Annotated in this window: 17 protein-coding genes; 6 read left to right on the top strand and 11 right to left on the bottom strand. The window is 58.4% G+C overall.

Annotated elements, in window-relative coordinates; genetic code table 11:
- Nucleotides 1–16: 16 nt before the first annotated feature.
- Complete coding sequence (gene dusA, locus LRL22_RS14545) at nt 17–1,003, bottom strand: tRNA dihydrouridine(20/20a) synthase DusA (protein WP_216979507.1); 987 nt, start codon at nt 1,001–1,003, stop codon at nt 17–19.
- A gap of 137 nt (nt 1,004–1,140) precedes the next feature.
- On the opposite strand from dusA, the gene zur reads away from it, so the two are divergent.
- Genes zur through LRL22_RS14530 form a run of 3 tightly spaced genes read left to right on the top strand, consistent with a single transcriptional unit; the run spans nt 1,141 to nt 2,285 of the window.
- The gene (zur, locus tag LRL22_RS14540; RefSeq protein ID WP_160882369.1) at nt 1,141–1,599 is read left to right on the top strand and encodes a zinc uptake transcriptional repressor Zur; all 459 of its coding nucleotides are present in this window, start codon (nt 1,141–1,143) and stop codon (nt 1,597–1,599) included.
- The gene (locus tag LRL22_RS14535; RefSeq protein WP_005343179.1) at nt 1,589–2,050 is read left to right on the top strand and encodes a chemotaxis protein CheX; all 462 of its coding nucleotides are present in this window, start codon (nt 1,589–1,591) and stop codon (nt 2,048–2,050) included. The genes zur and LRL22_RS14535 overlap by 11 nt, the downstream gene beginning before the upstream one ends.
- Nucleotides 2,051–2,054: 4 nt before the next feature.
- Nucleotides 2,055–2,285, top strand: coding sequence for a hypothetical protein (locus tag LRL22_RS14530; protein ID WP_005335809.1), 231 nt, complete (start codon nt 2,055–2,057; stop codon nt 2,283–2,285).
- A gap of 73 nt (nt 2,286–2,358) precedes the next feature.
- On the opposite strand, the gene brnQ (LRL22_RS14525) is transcribed toward LRL22_RS14530, so the two are convergent.
- From brnQ (LRL22_RS14525) to LRL22_RS14515, 3 genes are all read right to left on the bottom strand, one after another.
- The gene (brnQ, locus tag LRL22_RS14525) at nt 2,359–3,636 is read right to left on the bottom strand and encodes a branched-chain amino acid transport system II carrier protein (protein WP_254204564.1); all 1,278 of its coding nucleotides are present in this window, start codon (nt 3,634–3,636) and stop codon (nt 2,359–2,361) included.
- A 457-nt stretch (nt 3,637–4,093) separates the two neighbouring features.
- The gene (gene brnQ, locus LRL22_RS14520; protein WP_270905671.1) at nt 4,094–5,398 is read right to left on the bottom strand and encodes a branched-chain amino acid transport system II carrier protein; all 1,305 of its coding nucleotides are present in this window, start codon (nt 5,396–5,398) and stop codon (nt 4,094–4,096) included.
- Between the two features lie 191 nt (nt 5,399–5,589).
- Entirely contained in the window at nt 5,590–6,300 is a 711-nt protein-coding gene (locus tag LRL22_RS14515; protein ID WP_270905670.1) for a tRNA1(Val) (adenine(37)-N6)-methyltransferase, read from the bottom strand.
- Between the two features lie 119 nt (nt 6,301–6,419).
- On the opposite strand from LRL22_RS14515, the gene srmB reads away from it, so the two are divergent.
- Nucleotides 6,420–7,643, top strand: a complete 1,224-nt coding sequence (gene srmB / locus LRL22_RS14510; protein WP_005335816.1) for an ATP-dependent RNA helicase SrmB — start codon at nt 6,420–6,422, stop codon at nt 7,641–7,643.
- Between the two features lie 72 nt (nt 7,644–7,715).
- Here the strand turns inward: srmB and LRL22_RS14505 are convergent, their stop codons facing one another.
- The 4 genes from LRL22_RS14505 to rnr are packed head-to-tail and all read right to left on the bottom strand — an operon-like array spanning nt 7,716 to nt 11,942.
- Entirely contained in the window at nt 7,716–8,171 is a 456-nt protein-coding gene (locus LRL22_RS14505) for a GNAT family N-acetyltransferase (protein ID WP_270905669.1), read from the bottom strand.
- Between the two features lie 56 nt (nt 8,172–8,227).
- Nucleotides 8,228–8,800, bottom strand: a complete 573-nt coding sequence (locus LRL22_RS14500) for a Crp/Fnr family transcriptional regulator (RefSeq protein ID WP_270905668.1) — start codon at nt 8,798–8,800, stop codon at nt 8,228–8,230.
- Nucleotides 8,801–8,802: 2 nt separating this feature from the next.
- On the bottom strand, nt 8,803–9,552 hold the full coding sequence (gene rlmB / locus LRL22_RS14495; RefSeq protein ID WP_167565242.1) for a 23S rRNA (guanosine(2251)-2'-O)-methyltransferase RlmB: 750 nt from the start codon (nt 9,550–9,552) through the stop codon (nt 8,803–8,805).
- Nucleotides 9,549–11,942 carry a ribonuclease R gene (rnr, locus tag LRL22_RS14490; RefSeq protein WP_270905667.1) on the bottom strand — a complete coding sequence of 798 codons (2,394 nt, stop codon included), beginning with the start codon at nt 11,940–11,942 and terminating at the stop codon, nt 9,549–9,551. The genes rlmB and rnr overlap by 4 nt, the downstream gene beginning before the upstream one ends.
- 134 nt (nt 11,943–12,076) lie before the next feature.
- Between rnr and LRL22_RS14485 the strand changes: the two genes are divergently transcribed.
- The gene (locus LRL22_RS14485; RefSeq protein ID WP_047434508.1) at nt 12,077–13,099 is read left to right on the top strand and encodes a GGDEF domain-containing protein; all 1,023 of its coding nucleotides are present in this window, start codon (nt 12,077–12,079) and stop codon (nt 13,097–13,099) included.
- Nucleotides 13,100–13,229: 130 nt separating this feature from the next.
- Here LRL22_RS14485 and ompA read toward each other — a convergent pair whose 3' ends face one another.
- Entirely contained in the window at nt 13,230–14,267 is a 1,038-nt protein-coding gene (gene ompA / locus LRL22_RS14480) for a porin OmpA (protein WP_005335824.1), read from the bottom strand.
- Between the two features lie 265 nt (nt 14,268–14,532).
- Nucleotides 14,533–15,570 (bottom strand): SGNH/GDSL hydrolase family protein, encoded by a 1,038-nt coding sequence (locus LRL22_RS14475; protein WP_270905666.1) that lies wholly within the window; start codon nt 15,568–15,570, stop codon nt 14,533–14,535.
- A 254-nt stretch (nt 15,571–15,824) separates the two neighbouring features.
- Here LRL22_RS14475 and LRL22_RS14470 point away from each other — a divergent pair, with 254 nt between their 5' ends.
- Nucleotides 15,825–16,211 (top strand): YgiW/YdeI family stress tolerance OB fold protein, encoded by a 387-nt coding sequence (locus LRL22_RS14470; RefSeq protein ID WP_005335826.1) that lies wholly within the window; start codon nt 15,825–15,827, stop codon nt 16,209–16,211.
- Between the two features lie 85 nt (nt 16,212–16,296).
- Here LRL22_RS14470 and mltC read toward each other — a convergent pair whose 3' ends face one another.
- Nucleotides 16,297–17,400 (bottom strand): membrane-bound lytic murein transglycosylase MltC, encoded by a 1,104-nt coding sequence (gene mltC / locus LRL22_RS14465; protein ID WP_042052484.1) that lies wholly within the window; start codon nt 17,398–17,400, stop codon nt 16,297–16,299.
- Nucleotides 17,401–17,464: the final 64 nt, after the last annotated feature.

Below are 17,464 nucleotides of genomic sequence, written 5' to 3'. Positions count from 1 at the left end.
CCTTGGCACAACTGGCTTATTCTGCCGTCTCGCTGGCGGCAAACTCCGGCACCTTGGCCATGGCATCCAGCACCACCTGAATACCGGCGCCCGGCTTGCAGGCGTTCTCACTCAGGTGACGACGCCAGGCGCGGGCTCCCTGCATGTTCTGGAACAGCCCCAGCATATGGCGGGTCATGTGGGAGAGGTAGTTGCCCTTGGCCAGCTCCTGCTCGATATAGGGCAGCATCATCCGAACCACTTCATGGCGGCTCGGCACAGCACTGTTCTGGCCGAACACCAGGTTGTCTACCTGCGCCAGAATGTAGGGGTTCTGATAGGCTTCACGCCCCATCATAACACCATCAACGTGTTGCAGGTGCTCAAGGGTCTGCTCCATGGAGATGACGCCGCCGTTGAGGGCAATGGTGAGCTCCGGGTAATCCTGCTTGACCCGATAGACCCGAGGATAATCGAGGGGCGGGATCTCGCGGTTCTCCTTGGGGCTCAGACCACTCAACCACGCCTTGCGGGCATGGACGATAAAGGTATCGCAACCGGCATCGCGCACCTGCTCGATAAAGGCCTGCAGAAATTCGTAGGAGTCCTGATCATCGATACCGATACGAGTCTTCACCGTCACCGGAATATCGACTACATCGCGCATCGCCTTGACGCAGTCAGCCACCAGCGCCGGTTCGCCCATCAGGCAGGCGCCAAAGCGGCCGTTCTGCACCCGATCGGAGGGGCAACCGACGTTGATGTTCACCTCGTCATAGCCGCGCTCCTCGGCCAGCTTGGCACAGCGCGCCAGATCGGCCGGATTGCTGCCCCCCAGCTGCAGGGAAATGGGGTGCTCCTGCTCGCTGTAACCCAGATAATCCCCCTTGCCATGGATGATGGCGCCGGTGGTCACCATTTCGGTATAAAGCAAGGTCTGGCGACTCATCAGTCGATGAAAGTAACGGCAATGCCGATCAGTCCAGTCCAGCATGGGGGCGATGGAAAAACGCTGCGCCTGCATAAAAATCATCCGGGTTGGCTAAAGAAAGGGGCGGATTTTATCACAACGTGAAGCAGCCCCAGAAAATGAATTTTGTCGCCGCGCCATGCGAGGCCCTGTGATAGTATCCGGCTAATAGAAAGGGTATCTGCGTGATCATGAATCAAGACCAACTTTTACAACGAGCCGAGCGACTCTGTATACAGCGAGGGATCCGCTTCACCCCGACCCGACGTCAGGTATTTCGCCTGCTGGCGGCACACGGCAACGCCATCAGCGCCTATGATTTGTTAGCCCAGCTGCAACAAACCGAAGCCAATGCCAAGCCGCCAACCGTCTATCGGGCACTCGATTTTTTGCTCGAGCAGGGTTTTGCTCACAAGGTGGAATCTCTCAACGCGTTTATCTTCTGCTGCCACTTCGATCACGCTCACCCGATGCAGCTACTGATCTGCGATGAGTGCGGTGATGTGGTCGAGCTTCACGACTCGGCGATCGATAGCGCGTTTTCCGAGCAGGCCCACTTGCATGGTTTTACTATTACCAATAAGACGATAGAGGCACATGGCCAATGTGCCCGTTGTACGCCCACTGTAGGAAGTCATCATGAAGGCTGATTTTGTAAATCCGTTCCTGCTATCCCTGCTCAATGTGCTCTCGACCATGGCACAGCTGGAACTCAAACCGGGCAAACCGAAACGCAAGATGGATGAGTTGGCGCGCGGCGACGTCTCCGGCCTGATCGGCATGGTCGGCCCGCAGACCCGTGGTTCCCTCTCCATCAGCTTCGAGAAGGGGCTGGCGCTGGAGATCATGCGCCGTATGCTGGGGGAAGCGCCCGCCTCCATCAACGAAGAGGTGACCGACATGGTCGGTGAAATCACCAACATGGTGACCGGCGGTGCCAAGCGGATGCTGGGTGAGAAGGGCTACGAGTTTGACATGGCGACCCCCATCATCGTCTCAGGCCCCAACCACACCATTACCCACCGTGCCGATGGCACCAAGATCATGATGCCGTTCGAATCGGATTTCGGTCGCGCCACTATCGAAATCTGCTTCGAGTAACCCTATGTGGAAAGCATTGAAATGGATTTTCATCTGCTGGGCCCTGCTGTTGATCCTGTCGGACATTCAGATCAGCACCTCCCTCTACAAGTACGAAGATAACCGGGTGCTCATCAACTTCCCGCGCTGGGAAGCCAAGCAGCCCTGGGGCACCTTCGAGTGGCATGCCGGACGGGTAGAAACCCACTGGTATGGTCTGGAGGGAAAACCCAAGCCAAAAGGCCCGCAAATCTGATCCGGTAACGGATCCGGCAGAAACAGAAGAGGCCAGCAGATGCTGGCCTCCTTGCTATCTCGTTGTTTCTGAATCAAGCCGCCTCGGCAGCCAGCTTCTCGGGCGGGCGAACCACCATCCCTACCACGCAAGCCAGCAGGGTCGGCATCAGCCAGGCAAGGCCATTGTCGAACAGCGGCAGGAAAGCAAACGCATCCATCTTCATACCGGCAGCTCGCAGCCCATCCAGACAGCCAAACAGAAAGGCGACCGCCAGCACGCCGCGAAACACCCGCCGTGGATGGGCAAACCACCCCTTGAGGAAGGTGAGCAGCACCAGCGCGATGGCGACCGGATAAATGGCCACCAGCACCGGGATGGAGAGGCCGATCAATTCGCTCAATCCCACATTGGCCACCAGTGCACAGAGCGCCCCCAGCAGCATCACCCAGTTGCGATAGGCCCAACCTGTCAGGCCATGGAAGTAGTCAGCACCGGCACAGAGCAGGCCGACCGCACTGGTAAAACAGGCCAGGGTGATGATGGCAGCCAGAATAAACTGACCCGGTTGGCCAAACAGGCTCAGGACGTAGGCATTGACGATAGCGCCGCCATTGCTGATATCGCTCGCAACCCCACCGGCGCTGTTGCCCAGCTGAAAGAGTGAGACATACACCGCCGACAACCCGACCGCCGAGATCAAGCCCGCAATGGTCAGATATTTGAACTGGCTGCGATAATCCTCAATCCCCTTCTGGCGCAGCAACCCGATGATCAGGGCGCCAAACATCAGGGAGGCCAAGGTATCCATGGTGTTGTACCCCTCCAGCATCCCCTTGGTCAGGGCTGCATCTATGTACTCACCGCTGGCATCAGGCATGGTGCCCTGCGGCGTCATAAAGACCCCGACCGCCAGAATAAGCAGCATCGCCATCAGGGCTGGGGTCAGATACTTGCCGACCGCATCGAGCAGTTTGCCCCGATCGAGCGCCACCAGGATCACCAGCGCAAAGAAACTCAGGGTGTAGATCAGCAGCCCCTCATGACCGGCATCGCCGAGCCAGGGCTTGAGCCCCATCTCGTAGGCGACCAGACCGGTGCGGGGAATGGCAAAGGCGGGCCCCATGATGATATAGATGACGATGGCCAGCGCCGTCGCCACCCCGGCGGGCAGATAGCGGGTCATTCCGGTCCAGCCACTCGCGCCGCCCCCCGAACTCCCCTTGGCCACCGCAATCAGGGTGATCAGCGGCAAGCCCACTGCCGTCAGCAAAAAGCCGCACATGGCGGCCAGCAGATGCTCACCAGCCATAAAACCGGCCAGCGGCGGAAAAATGATATTGCCAGCCCCCAGATAGAAGGCAAACGTCATAAACCCCAATCCGAATACGTCGGACAACTTCAATGATTTCGTCAAACTCAACCTCATCTGCCTTATCAGCTTGTTATTGATTGCACCCACTGCCTGGCAGATAACCGGTAACAATACCTCTCGCCCCCACACGGCCCTCGGACCGGATGAGGCGCACCACCTTTAGCATAAAGAAGAAGAGTTCGATCTCAATCACCAATTAATATCTTGAAACAATTTACTGCTGCGGAATTAATCGCCGAACAACTCGGCGTTCCATAAACAGGTGTCACACGTGGCGTATGGGAGGTAAGAAGGGGGGAACAGGTTATAGCGGCCAAATACGGCTGCTCAGATGCTATCTGCGAACGGTGACAACTACGGCAGTGTAAAGCGAGGCGAGAAACGAAGCTCACAGAAAACAAAAGAGCCTGCACGGGGCAGGCTCTTGCTCTTGGCAATATCACATCGGGCGTGATCAGGCAGCTTCGGCAGCCATCTCGGTCGGACGCACCATCATGCCAACTACGCAGGCCAGCAGGGTCGGCATCAGCCAGGCGAGGCCCTTGTCGAACAGCGGCAGGAAGGCGAACGCATCCATCTTCATGCCGGCAGCACCCAGACCATCCAGGCAACCGAACAGGAAGGCAACCATCAACACGCCACGGAACACCAGACGGGGACGGCCGAAGTAACCCTTCAGGAAGGTGACCAGTACCAGCGCCACGGCAACCGGATAGATGGCAACCAGCACCGGAATGGAGAGGCTGATCAGCTGGCTCAGGCCCACGTTGGCCACCACGGCACAGATAACGCCCAGCAACACCACCAGCTTCTTGTAAGCCATGCCGGTCAGATTGTGGAAGAAATCGGAACAGGCGGAGATCAGACCGACTGCAGTGGTAAAGCACGCCAGAGTGATGATGGCCGCCAGAATGAACTGACCCGGCTGACCAAACAGGCTCAGTACGTAAGCGTTGACGATGGCGCCACCGTTGCTCACATCGGTCGCCACACCGGCTGCAGTGTTGCCCAGCTGGAACAGGGAGACGTACACCACGCTCAGACCAACGGCAGAGATGAGGCCGGCAATGGCCAGATACTTGAACTGGCTCTTGTAATCGTTGATGCCTTTCTGGCGCAGCAGGTCGACGATCAGAGCACCAAACATCAGGGACGCCAGGGTGTCCATGGTGTTGTAGCCTTCCAGGATCCCTTTGACGAAGGGGCTGTTCTGATAGTCACCGGACGCATCAGGCATGGAGCCTTGCGGTGCTACGAATACCCCGACCGCCAGAGTCAGCAGCAGCAGCATCAGTACCGGAGTCAGGTATTTGCCGATGGCGTCCATCAGCTTGCCCTGGTTCATGGAGACTAGAATGGCCACACCAAAGAAGATCACGGTATAGGCAGCAAGACCAACCTGACCCATGTCACCGATGAACGGCTTGAGGCCCATCTCGTAGGCAACCAGACCGGTACGGGGCGCGGCAAAGGCCGGGCCGATGATGATGTAGATGGCAACGGCCAGCGCAGTCGCGACACCGGCAGGCAGCAGCTTGGTCATGCCAGCCCAGCCGTTACCGGCTTTCGCAACGGCCAGAATGGTCACCAGAGGCAGGCCCACGGCAGTGACCAGGAAGCCAAACATCGCCAGGGAGAGGTGCTCACCAGCCATGTAACCGGCCAACGGCGGGAAAATGATGTTACCGGCGCCCAGGTAGAAGGCGAAGGTCATAAACCCTAATCCGAGTACATCGGACAATGTGAGTGATTTCGTCAAGTTCAACCTCGTCTGTCTTGTAAATTATTGCTTGTTATAGTTTTTATCGGTCGCTGACCGGGTGTGTTCAGGGGGTATAAAAAAAGAGCCCCGCATGTTTTTTCATCGCAACCAGTGGTTTTAGCTGGTCTGGAGCGGGCGCTCGATCTGGAACCAGCATAATGGCGTGAAAAAATAGTTCAAGACGAAATTTACATCTTCAAATAGAAGGGGTTGGTCAGTTGGATATATCTGTCGGAATAGGCCCCATCAGCAGAATGGATAACAATTTCACCCCTCTCACACCTGTTTAATCCTCTGCCAAGTAGCAATAAAACACGATTTGCCTCTTTACCCTCTCTGGTGATAACAGCTGTATAACAAATGCCATGCAGATCATAATTCGCCGAAATGCATAAAATTTCATCGGCCATCGCCGTCGGCAGCACCAGCGCTACCTGCCCGTTCGGGCTCAGCAAACGATTGCAGGCCGCCAGTAATGCGTGGCTGTCGAGGGCGCCGGTATGGCGGGCCAACGCCCGCGCCGGATCGCTAAATGACTGGCCTGCCACGAAATAGGGAGGGTTGGAGACGACAAGATCATAAGGGTCGGCCTGATAATCCTGAATGGCACTCTCTATGATGGTCACCCGATCGCCCCAGGGAGAGGCAGCCGCATTCTCCCGCGCCTGACTGGCCGCATTAATATCCAGTTCGACCGCATCAAGACGGCAGTCAGATCTGCTGCGCTGGGCCAGCATAAGAGCGATCAGGCCGCTGCCGGTGCCGATATCGAGCACTCGACGCGCCTGTTCGACCGGCGCCCAGGCACCGAGCAAAATGCCATCGGTGCCCACCTTCATGGCGCAGCGATCGTGATTGATATGGAACTGTTTGAAGGTAAATCCGCGACTACGTCCCATCTGGCCCCCGTCATCTGCAAAAATGGTGGGCGATTATAGCGGCTAAGACACACTCACCAATAGGAGCCGACGAGATAATCGCCTATAATCTGCCGTTTCCTTAATGACCGAGTATTGCCATGAGCCAGTCCTTTGATGATTTCGACCTGCACCCAGCCCTCAACCGGGCCTTGGCCGAGATGGGATTCACCCGCCCCACCACCATCCAGCAGATGGTGCTGGAGCCAGCCCTGGACGGCCGCGATATTCTGGCATCCGCTCCGACCGGTACCGGCAAGACCGCCTCTTTCCTGCTGCCGGCACTCCAGCACCTGCTGGACTTCCCGCGCCGCAAGCCGGGCCCCTGCCGCATGCTGATCCTGACCCCGACCCGCGAGCTGGCGCTGCAGGTGACCGCCCACGCCAAGGCGCTGGCGGCACACACCAACCTCAGCATCGAGACTATCATCGGCGGCGTCAGCCATGAAGAGCAGTTGCCTGCCCTGACCAAAACCACCGACATCGTGGTGGCCACCCCGGGCCGTCTGCTCGAATACATCGAGAAAGAGGAGTTCGAGAGCCACGACATCGAAGTGCTGGTGCTGGATGAAGCGGACCGCATGCTGGACATGGGCTTTATCAAGGATGTGAACCGCATCGTGGAAGAGGCGCGCTACCGCAAGCACACCATGCTCTTCTCCGCGACCCTGGAAGGGGCCGGCCTTGAGAAGTTCGCCAACGAGATCCTCAAGGATCCGGTGGAGCTGCATGCCGAACCTCCCCGCAGCGAACGTCGCCCCATTACCCAGTGGATCCATCTGGCCGATGACGCCGCCCACAAGCTGGCGCTGCTGACCCACATCCTGAAAGATCCGGAAACCCAGAAGGCCATTATCTTCGTCAAGACTCGCGAGCGTCTGGCGGAGCTCTCCGGCCAGCTGCAGGCGGCAGGTATCTCCTGCGCCTGGATCCGTGGCGAGATGGAGCAGAGCAAGCGTATCGAGTCGATCCGCAAGTTCCACGAAGGGGAAGTACCCTTCCTGATCGCCACCGACGTCGCCGCCCGCGGCATCGACCTGCCGAACGTCAGCCATGTCATCAACTACGACATGCCCTACGGCGCCGATGTTTACGTCCACCGTATCGGTCGTACCGGCCGCGCCGGCAACCGTGGCTGTGCCATCAGCCTGGTAGAAGCCCACGACATGGCGATGGTCGCCAAGATCGAGCGCTACACCGAGGAGCGCCTCAAGCGCCGGGTGATCGACGAGCTGCGCCCGAAACACAAGGAAGCACGGGTACCGGTGAAGAAGAAAAAGCCGGTCGACAAGAAGAAGTCCGCCAAGAAGAAAAAGAAGAAGTGATCGCCTGGCGATAAAGAGAAGGGCCATCCCGCGGGATGGCCCTTCTGCATTCTGAATCACTCTGACGAGTGGTTATGCCACCACTCTGCGCATCCCGATATGGGGGATATCGTCTTCGAGATAGCCTTCCCCTTCCGCCACAAAACCGTGTTGGCCGTAGAAGCCCTGCAGATGAGCCTGAGCACCAAGCCAGATACTGTGGGTCGGCCAACGTGCCTCACACGCCTTGACCGCCTCGCTGATCAGCTTATGACCAAGACCGCCGCCGCGCGCCTTGGGTGAGGTCACCACCCGGCCGATGGCGGCGCCGCTCTCGTCGCCGATGCCGGGCGCCATGATCCGCGCATAGGCCGCCAGCAGCTCACCCTGATACCCGAGCAGGTGCCAGACCCCCTCGCGGCGATCGAGCCCGTCCAGATCCTGAAAGGGGCAAGTCTGCTCCACCACGAACACCTCGGCCCGCAGCGCCAGCAACTCATACAACTCGTCAGTGGTCAGTTCAGACCAGGGTTTCAGGATCCAGTTCATCGGCAACTCCTTATCAGTTCGGCCTGCCAGCATAATCGTGGCGCCCGCCCCCTGCATTAACCTTTGTTAAGTTCTTTCAGCCGTTTGCGAATGCGGCTCAGGCTGATGGGAGTAATGCCAAGATAGGCGGCGATCTGGTGGTCGGGCACTCTGGCATCAAGCGTGGGAAAACTGTCGAGAAAGTGCTGATAGCGCGCCTGCGGGCTGCCGGTCAGCAGCAACTGCTCCTTCTCCTCCTTGATGCGCAGCTGCACCTCCAGCAGGTGCTGGTACCAGCGCGGCCAGCCGGGCAACTGGCGCAAGTCGGCCAACTGGAACAGCTGCAGACGGCAGGGATCCAGCGCCTCCACGCTGTAGCGGGCCGGCTCGCCACTGAGCAGGTGGTGGAAGTCGAGAAACTCGTCCCCCTCCCAGTAGAACTCCTTGATGTACTCGCGGCCATCCTCCAGCACCAGCTTGGCCCGCAGCAGCCCCTGCTCCACCCTGACCAGCAGATCCGGGCTGTCGCCGGCGTGCCAGAGGCAGCTTTTCGGGCTGAGGGTCAGCGGGCGGGCAAAAGAGAGGAGGCGCGCGGCCTCCTCTTTATCTGCGACCTGCGCCCAATCGAAGGGGGGTCTGTCAATCAGCATGATCAAGCACGGCGCTGGCGCACGGCTTCAAACAGGCAGACGCCGGTTGCCACCGAGACGTTGAGGCTGGATACCGCCCCCGCCATCGGGATACTCACCAGCTCGTCGCAGTGCTCGCGGGTCAGACGGCGCATGCCTTTACCTTCAGCTCCCATCACCAGCGCCATCGGGCCGGTCAGTTTGGCCTGATAGAGGTCGTGATCGGCCTCGCCAGCGGTACCGACAATCCAGACTCCGCGCTCCTGCAATTCGCGCAGGGTGCGGGCCAGGTTGGTGACCTGAATGAGCGGCACCACTTCGGCCGCGCCACAGGCGACCTTGCGTACGATCGGGGTGAGACCCGTGGCCTTGTCCCGCGGCACGATCACCGCATGAGCCCCGGCAGCATCGGCGCTGCGCAGGCAGGCGCCGAGGTTGTGCGGATCGGTCACGCCATCCAGTACCAGCAGGAAGGGCTGGCTCTGTTGTGCAGCCAGCTCGTCCAGCAGGCTGGCCAGATCGTGCTCGGCGAGCTTCGGCGCCTCTTTCACCCGGGCCATGATGCCCTGGTGATTGTTGCCTTCCGCTTTGTCATCAAGGGTCTTGCGGTTCACGCTCTGCACCTTGAGGCCGAGGGACTCCAGCTCGGCCAGCAGGGGTTGCAGCCGGTCGTCATCGCGCCCCTTGAGGGCCCACACTTCGATGAAACGCTCCGGGGTGCGCTCCAGCAGCGCGGATACAGCGTGAATGCCGTAGATCAGTTCAGTACTCATTTAGTGCTCTTGGCCTTATCGCGAGCCTTTTTGCCCGGTCGTCTGTTGCTCGGTTTGGCGCGGCCACCCTTGTCGGATTTGCCGTGATCCTTGCCCTCTTTACGTTTTTCGTGGCGCTGGGCGCTCTTGGCCTTCTCTTTCTTGATCTCGGCCTGCTTGCGCGCCATCTCTTTGGCGTTCTTGCCGGTGGCCTTGAGCGGCTCTTCCACCATCACGAAGTCGATCTTGCGATCATCCAAGTTCACGCCCATCACCTTGACCCGCACCTTGTCGCCCAGACGGTAGCGACGGCGGAAGTTCTCGCCAATCAGCTGCATGTGCAGGGGATCAAACTGGTAGTAGTCGTTGGTGAGGGTGCTGACGTGCACCAGACCATCGATGTGGATCTCCGCCAGACGCACGAAGAAGCCAAAGCCGGTGACGCTGGCGATGACGCCGTCAAACTCGTCACCCACGTGATCCAGCATGTACTCGCACTTGAGCCAGTCGGCCACGTCGCGAGTGGCATCGTCGGCACGGCGCTCGGTCATGGAGCAGTGCTCGCCCATCGGGTCCACTTCTTCCAACTGGTAGTGATAACCACCGCTCGGGGTCCACTTGTGGCGCAGGTTGCCCTGTTGCTCCTTGGCGGTCTGATACTTGATCGCCCGGTGCAGGATCAGGTCGGGATAGCGACGGATTGGCGAGGTGAAGTGCGCGTAGGACTTCAACGCCAGACCGAAGTGACCGATGTTGTCAGCCTGATAGATGGCCTGACGCATGGAGCGCAGCAGCATGGTGGAGAGCAGCTCCGCATCCGGGCGCCCTTCAAACTTGGCGGCCAGCTCGGCAAAGTCTTTCGGCTCGGGCTCGAGACCGCCTTTGAGCTCCAGACCCAGTTCGGCCAGGAAATCGCGGAAACCGGTAAGACGCTCTTCGCCAGGACGATCGTGTACCCGGAACAGGGCGGCGGCTTCGTTCTTCTCGATGTAACGGGCAGCAGCCACGTTCGCCTGGATCATGCACTCTTCGATGATCTTGTGTGCATCGTTGCGCACCAGCGGCACGATGCGGTCGATCTTGCGCTGGGCGTTGAAGATGAAGCGGGTCTCCTCGCTCTCGAACTCCACCGCGCCACGCTGGTGGCGGGCATGCTTGAGCGCCTTGTAGAGGTTGTTGAGCTCTTCGATATGGCCCACCAGCGGATCATACTGCTGGCGCAGCTTGGGATCGCCATCGAGGATCGCGGCAACCTTGGTGTAGGTCAGACGGGCGTGAGAGTTCATTACCGCTTCGTAGAACTTGTAGCCGGACATGCGGCCAGCGGCGGAGATGGTCATCTCGCACACCATGCAGAGGCGGTCAACTTGCGGGTTCAGGGAACACAAGCCGTTGGAGAGCACCTCAGGCAGCATGGGCACCACGAACTCGGGGAAGTAGACCGAGTTGCCGCGCTGATAGGCTTCGGCATCCAGCGCCGTGCCGGGCTTCACGTAAGCGGAGACGTCAGCAATGGCGACCCACAGGCGCCAGCCGCCACCACGCTTGGCTTCACAGAAGACGGCGTCATCGAAGTCACGGGCATCTTCCCCGTCGATGGTAACCAGCGGCAGAGCGCGCAGGTCGATGCGACCTTCTTTAGCCTTCTCCGGCACCTCTTCGCCCAGACCGGCAACCTCTTTAGTCACTTCCTCGGGCCAAGTGTGCGGGATACCGTGGGTACGCAGGGCGATTTCGATCTCCATGCCGGGCGCCATGTTTTCACCCAGCACCTCCAGCACGGTACCCACCGCGTTGAAGCGGGCGGTGGCACGCTGGTTGATGCGCACGACCACCACCTGGCTCTGGCGAGCCCCTTTGTTTTCCCCTTCAGGGATAATGATGTCCTGGCCGATACGGCTGTCGTCGGGTACCACAAACCCGACACCGTTCTCGACGAAGTAACGACCGACGATATCCGCTTCGCGTGACTTGAGCAGACGCACCAGACGTGCCTCCTGACGTCCTTTGCGGTCGATCTCGGTCGGTTGCACCAGCGCATAGTCGCCATGCATCAGACGCTGCATTTCACGGTTATTCAAAAACAGATCCGGACCACCACCTTCCGGACGCAGAAAACCGAAGCCATCCTTGTGACCCAGCACATAGCCTTTCACCAGATTCAGGCGATCCGGCAGGGCATAGCACTGGTTGCGGGTAAAGACCAGCTGACCATCGCGCTCCATGGCGCGCAGGCGGCGGCGCAGGGCCTCCAACGGCTCTTCTTCTGTCAGCTTGAGGACCTTTGCCAGCTCTTCCCGTGACATCGGCTTTTCATGGCCCTTGATGAGGTCGAGGATAAGTTCACGACTTGCAATGGGGTTTTCGTATTTTTCGGCCTCGCGTTCGAGGAAAGGATCTTTTTGAGACATAAGCAGGCCTTAGGGTTGGTGGTAACGGTGCCATTATATCGGAGGGGGGGGCGAATGGCATCCATCGGCTGCCTTTTGGCCAATCTCTCTGTCATACTATGTGCAGTTCGCTGGCATGATGAGACATAGAACTCATGAGTAAGGATACATTTGCCCAATCTGCCGCTTATCTCAAGCAGGCAGTTCCCCTGATGATCAAGTACCAAATCCCAACTACGCCGGACAATTACCATCTCTGGTACAACTATGTCTCGGCCAGCATGCCCGAACTCAACCAGGCGATCGATCAAGCCATCAAGTTGCAGGGAACCTGCTCGCTCACTACCTGCGAGCGGCTCTATCACCAATATCTGGCTGCGCAGGACGAACAGCAGATGGAAGCCATGAAGCTCAACCTTGCCGCCATGGCCAATGAACTGGGTCACTCGATGCAGGATGCCATCTCCGACACCGGCATGTTTCAGGAAATGCTCGACAAAAGCTTCGACAAGTTGAGCAAGATCGACGATGAGGGTTTAAGTCTGGAAGATACCATGGGCATCTTGCGAGACTTGGTACGCGAGTCACGGGATGTACGCATGTCCACCATGCACTTTCGCAGCCAGCTCAGCAATGCGGAGAAAGAGATCAAGGAGCTGCGTGCCGCACTAAACGAGACCCGCAAACTGGCCAACGAGGATGCCCTCACCAACCTGCTTAACCGCCGGGCCTTCGATCTGGAGCTGGAGGGGTTGATCCGCAGCCAGCACCCCTTCTCGCTGATCCTTGCCGATATCGATCGCTTCAAGAACTTCAACGACGAATATGGGCACCTGCTCGGCGATCAGGTACTGCGCGCCTTCAGCAAACGGCTGCGCGATGCCTGCAAGGAGGGGGTCACCGCCTATCGGCTGGGTGGGGAGGAGTTCGCCATGCTGGTCCCCCATCGCTCGCTGGCGCTGGCCAGACAGATGGCGGAGAGCATGCGCCGCGCTATCGAGCGGATGTCGATTCTGGATCGCAAATCGGGCCGCCGCATCGACCACATCACAGCCTCGTTTGGCGTGGGTGAGTTCAACGGTCAGGAGAGCGCAGACTGTCTGGTCGAACGTACCGACAAGCTGCTCTACAAGGCCAAGGAGCTGGGGCGCAACCGGGTGATGCCACTCCCTTCCTGATTTGTCCCCTGCCCGACCGCAATGCCAATGTAAAAAGCCAGTCAGATCAACTGACTGGCTTTTTGGTCTCTCTTGCTCCGACAGGGGCTGTTCCTTCCAGCCCCAGTGGAGATCTGCTCAGTGTGAAGGATTACTCCTGCACCTCGCTGACACCTTCGACTTTCACATCAACACGGCGATCCGGAGCCAGGCAGACGATCAGCTCACGCTTGGACTTGCTGACGCAGCTGTCGCCGGTAACCGGTGAGGATTTACCACGCCCTTCCACATTGATCTTGGCGGCCGGGATCCCTTTACCAACCAGATAGTTGGCAACGGTCTGGGCACGCTGCTCGGAGAGCTTCTGGTTGTAGGCATCGGAACCGATACGGTCGGTGTGACCAATTACGGTTGCCACGCCATCTTTGGGTCGTGCTTCTTCAATCTGGCTATAGAGGCTATCCAGTGCCTGACTGGCCTCTGGCTTGAGGGTCGCCTTGTTGAAGTCAAACAGCACATCGGAGCTCAGGGTAAACTGCTTCTCAACCATCACAGGTGCAGGAGCAGGTTCCGGAGCCGGGGCGGGCGCCACCGGGGCAACCTGACCAAAGCGATAAACCGCTGCCAGCGAGAGCAGGCCGTTATCCATTCTCAAACCGGTATCATCGCGGCTGCCATACGGGGTGGTGTACTGATACTCCAGGCGAGCGGCCCAGTCGAGGTTGAATGCATACTCGGCACCCAGTGCACCGACCATGACAAAGCGGCTGTCATCTTTGTAGACATCGCTCTTGGTGTCAGCCCAGCCATAACCGCCACCGACACGACCATACAGATCCAGATTATCGGTAACCGGGAAGCCCAGTTTCAGGGTCAGTTGAGCCAGCTGCGCTTTTACTTCATCACTGAAAGCGCCTGCCGCCGTAGTGGCATCGTATTTGTAATTGCCCAGATAGTCGTAACCCAGCTCCAGTCCCAGATTCTTGTTGATCTGATAACCGCCAAACACGCCTGCACCCAAAGCATCGTTGGTCTCATTGCCAAGGGTCAGGGCATTGCTTTCATCAATGCCGTAGAAGTTGGACCAACCCAGTTTGGCACCGCCATACCAGGTGTTGTCTTGACCGGCAGCCTGGGCATTGGCCGCCAGCAAGCCGGTAACCAGCAAGGTAATCAATGATTTTTTCATGTTTGAGCCTCTGCAACTTTATGTAGGAGGAGGTTGATTGATATCACCTCGTCTTATAGGTGCAACCACCCAAAAGCGATCGCAGCATATCAACGTTAGCCTATTTTCAAGTCACTGATATCAATTAACAAAAAACACTCTAACGCAACCACGTTACAAAAACAGCAACAAACGTTTGTTATTTGAACTAAATGTGACGCAAAAAGACGCACAGATGAGGGCTGATAGGAGAAAAAGGCCAGCAACATGCTGGCCCGAAGCGATATCAGTGACGAACAAACTCGTAGTGCTGATCGATAAAGTCAGCAACACGCTGGCTCAATACCTTGTGCACCGTCTTGGTCGGATGCACCTGATCCCAGAACATATGCTCATCGCAGTTGAGAGTCGCTGCTCGCCCTTTTGCCTGCCCGCTCACCACCGCCTGCGCCAGGATCGGGTTACCGGCAATAGCCACTCTTTCGGAGACACTCAAAACCGGGGTCGCAGCCACCTCGGCGGCGCTGCCGGAGAACGGCTTCCATGTATAGCCACCACCGTAGCAGGCGTGTTCTGTGTCACTCAGCCCGAACTGCTGAGGATCGCGCATCATCTCGTCAAACTGCTTGTCCACTTCGAACAGCTTCACGATGCCAAGGGGAGCCAGCTCGCGAGTGAGGTTCTGCAACTTCTGGTTGTGGTAGCTGGCCACATGGCGCACCTTCTCCACCACCTTCATTCTGCGGGCTGACGGGGTCTGCCCCAGATCCGGGATGTTGAACAGCAGGATCTGCTGCGCGCCGTTGAGCACCAACCGGTTGGATGCCAGCCGGATGGTATCGATCACCCGATCCGCATCCCGCTCGGTGTTCCAGCCATAGGCCAGATAGTCGTTGGCACCGACCCAGATCACCACCAGATCATCGGGGCGGAACTTGTCCTTTTTCAGGAACTGATCGATCTCGTAATCGAGATTGTTGATCACCTGATATTTGGGATCCCAGGACCAGAAACCGAGCCAGCCATTCAGAGCACCCAGATGGTTATAGGCCACCGCGGTTGCACCGCCTTCCGCCTCGTTGGCCACGACCAAACCGGGGAAACGCTCGTCACCCAACTGCTCCAGCCACACCGGGCCGTTGCTGAAGCGCCCGTTGAAGTAGGGTGGGCTGGAGGGGAGATACCCCCGCATCTTTTTGTACATCTTGCCGGTGTCGGAGAGGCTGTCACCAAACATCACAACCCGGGAAAAAGGTTGGCGTCCCTCTGCCGCTTGCGCGGTCAATGCCATTAACCCCAATAAACAAACAAGCCATTTTTTCATATTGTTATGCTCTTCGATTAAGCAGGTGAGACCTGCGGACTTCTCCTCGAGTGGCGACAGGCATGGGAAGAGTCTGCTGCCACTGACTTCTGGTGAAGGCGACAGATTACAGTTCCAGATGAAATCACACATGTTCCGCCACCGATGAAATCGCTTGCGCTCACAAAACAGACAATCACACCAGCCTATTTCTTTCACGCTTGTTTCACGCCCCCCCCGGCACAATGCCCCCATACCAACGACAGGAGTATGAAATGAACAAGGCAAGCGCAAGCGTAATCGGACTGTTGACCCTGATGTCTGTCTCCTCTTTTGCCATGGCGGCCTATACCGGCCCGCAAGAGCAGAACAAGGTTTCCGTTGCTCAACTGAAAGATCTGGCCGATGACAGCTGGGCCACCCTGGAAGGGAAACTGGTCAAGCACCTGGGCGGCGAGAACTATCTGTTCCGCGATGCCAGCGGTGAAGTAGAGGTCGAAGTGGATCAGGATGTGTGGCGTGGCACCGAAGTGGGCCCGGATGATCAGATCCGTATCCGTGGTGAAGTGGACCACAGCTGGAACAAAACCGAAGTGGAAGTGAAAACGCTGGAGAAAGTGGGCGCGGCCCCGCAGACCAAGGGCGGCTTTATCGCCAAATAAGGCCACTTCAACGACGAACTGGCCAGACGTTAAAAGGGCGCTTGATATCAAGCGCCCTTTTGCATGGTTAACCCAGCATCACCGCTTAACCGGCCCGACTGGCAAAGGCTCTCTTGAACCCCTTCTCGGCCTGATTGACCTTGTAGAGGTAACGGCGCGCCTCCTCTTTGGGATGCTGCTCGGTCAACACCTGATAGACCGCCTCGGGGGAGAGCCGGTTGATCCGGCCCGGCGCCGCCTTGCGATCGCTGGAGAAGGTATTGAGCACCCCGCCAGCGCCACCGTTATAGGCGGAGATCACCGCATAGCGACGGGAGCGCGGATCCTCGATATCCGCCAGATAGACGGTCTGCAACAGGTGCAGATAGGCGGTACCAACATCGATGTTGTAGGCCGGGTTGAACAGCTCCTCCCGGGTCGGCTGGCCGTTCTTGCCCTTGACCCGAACATAGACGTCACGACCGGCGGTAGCCGGGATCACCTGCATCAGGCCATAAGCGTTGGCATGGCTCACCGCATAGGGGTTGAAGCTGCTCTCGGTCTTGATCACCGCATAGATCAGGCTCTCCGGCACGCCGTATTTGCGCGACGCTTCCCGGATGATCCCCGCATACTTGTAGCCCCGTCGATCTTCATGGTTGGCCACCATGGGAATATCGACGAAGAAGATGGTGCGAATCCCCAAAGTGCGCTTCTTCATCGCCGTGTTGAGCAGGTAATCGGCATAGCGCTCGGCGCGCCAGGAGGCGCGGATTGGCTGGCGCTGGTTGTCCAGCACCTGACCGTAGAGGAAAGGCTCGCCACCAGTCAGAATTTCCCGATCGGAGTAAAGATCCACTTCGGCCGGATCGTCCGGCGTCAGCAGGGTCTCGATGATGGCGCGACGCAGGTGAGCGCGGGGATCGATGCCCGAGACCGTCTCCACCATGATGTGGCCGCTGGAGAAGTCGATGTGGGCCCGGCTCTTGTACTGATCCGTGTATTTTACGTAGTCAAACTTGCCCGCAAACAGCGCCTCCCGCCCCCATATCTCGTTCACGTTATGGGAGAGCGCGCTGATCATGTGTTCAAAACCGCGGATGTCCTTGCCGTTGACCAGATCGTCATCCTCACTCCCGCTGGGCTTGGGGGAAGATGAGCAGGCAGAGAGAAACAGCAGGGTGCACAGCAGCCAAAAAATTCGGCCCATAGGATCCTCAAACCGGGCAGCAGAGCTGCCCATCATTCATTTGCTGCGACTTCAGGAGCGGTCA

This window comes from Aeromonas sp. PI_26 (assembly GCF_027854445.1).
In the GTDB taxonomy this organism is placed as follows: Bacteria; Pseudomonadota; Gammaproteobacteria; order Enterobacterales; family Aeromonadaceae; genus Aeromonas; species Aeromonas veronii.
This window is presented reverse-complemented; position numbering and strand designations above follow the sequence as displayed.

Bases quoted from the DNA above. Each gene is read 5' to 3' on its own strand.
- LRL22_RS14535 (WP_005343179.1), top strand. From the start codon at position 1,589: ATGAAGGCTGATTTTGTAAATCCGTTCCTGCTATCCCTGCTCAATGTG.
- rnr (WP_270905667.1), bottom strand. From the start codon at position 11,942: ATGTCTCAAAAAGATCCTTTCCTCGAACGCGAGGCCGAAAAATACGAA.
- srmB (WP_005335816.1), top strand. From the start codon at position 6,420: ATGAGCCAGTCCTTTGATGATTTCGACCTGCACCCAGCCCTCAACCGG.
- LRL22_RS14475 (WP_270905666.1), bottom strand. From the start codon at position 15,570: ATGAAAAAATGGCTTGTTTGTTTATTGGGGTTAATGGCATTGACCGCG.
- brnQ (WP_254204564.1), bottom strand. From the start codon at position 3,636: ATGACGTTTGCCTTCTATCTGGGGGCTGGCAATATCATTTTTCCGCCG.
- zur (WP_160882369.1), top strand. From the start codon at position 1,141: ATGAATCAAGACCAACTTTTACAACGAGCCGAGCGACTCTGTATACAG.
- LRL22_RS14515 (WP_270905670.1), bottom strand. From the start codon at position 6,300: ATGGGACGTAGTCGCGGATTTACCTTCAAACAGTTCCATATCAATCAC.
- LRL22_RS14500 (WP_270905668.1), bottom strand. From the start codon at position 8,800: ATGCTGATTGACAGACCCCCCTTCGATTGGGCGCAGGTCGCAGATAAA.
- LRL22_RS14530 (WP_005335809.1), top strand. From the start codon at position 2,055: ATGTGGAAAGCATTGAAATGGATTTTCATCTGCTGGGCCCTGCTGTTG.
- LRL22_RS14485 (WP_047434508.1), top strand. From the start codon at position 12,077: ATGAGTAAGGATACATTTGCCCAATCTGCCGCTTATCTCAAGCAGGCA.
- ompA (WP_005335824.1), bottom strand. From the start codon at position 14,267: ATGAAAAAATCATTGATTACCTTGCTGGTTACCGGCTTGCTGGCGGCC.
- LRL22_RS14470 (WP_005335826.1), top strand. From the start codon at position 15,825: ATGAACAAGGCAAGCGCAAGCGTAATCGGACTGTTGACCCTGATGTCT.
- LRL22_RS14505 (WP_270905669.1), bottom strand. From the start codon at position 8,171: ATGAACTGGATCCTGAAACCCTGGTCTGAACTGACCACTGACGAGTTG.
- mltC (WP_042052484.1), bottom strand. From the start codon at position 17,400: ATGGGCCGAATTTTTTGGCTGCTGTGCACCCTGCTGTTTCTCTCTGCC.
- rlmB (WP_167565242.1), bottom strand. From the start codon at position 9,552: ATGAGTACTGAACTGATCTACGGCATTCACGCTGTATCCGCGCTGCTG.
- dusA (WP_216979507.1), bottom strand. From the start codon at position 1,003: ATGCAGGCGCAGCGTTTTTCCATCGCCCCCATGCTGGACTGGACTGAT.